The following is a 322-nucleotide window of genomic DNA, read 5'->3' as shown; positions in this document are numbered from 1 at the left end:
AAGACCGAACGCAAGCGCAAGTGCTCCCAAGATCAAGATGAAGGCTGAGTTGACGATCGTATCCGCAACACCTAGCTGATCGAGTGCCATGAAGACAGCGAGTGCAAGAATTGCGTACTTCGCAACGTTTGAGAGGACTTTCAGTTCAGAGTTACCGAACAGGCTGTCCATCGTACGTTTGACGAGATTGCTGACGATGATCCCGATTGCGAGAATAATGATCGCTGTTAGGACACTTGGTAAGAACGCAAGGACAGCACGACCGAGGTCGACCATGAAGTCAAGACCAATCAAGTTGAAGGCTTCGACGACGAAGAGAACG

General features: G+C 50.0%; 1 protein-coding gene. It reads right to left on the bottom strand.

Annotation, left to right across the window (positions count from 1 at the left end; translation table 11 throughout):
- The coding region (locus ASF99_RS17685; protein ID WP_442855980.1) for a mechanosensitive ion channel family protein at window positions 1–322 on the bottom strand (322 nt) is incomplete at both ends.

The organism is Exiguobacterium sp. Leaf187 (genome assembly GCF_001423925.1).
Taxonomy (GTDB): Bacteria; Bacillota; Bacilli; order Exiguobacteriales; family Exiguobacteriaceae; genus Exiguobacterium_A; species Exiguobacterium_A indicum.
Note: the sequence above shows the minus strand (reverse complement) of the source record. Positions and strands in the feature narration are given on the sequence as shown.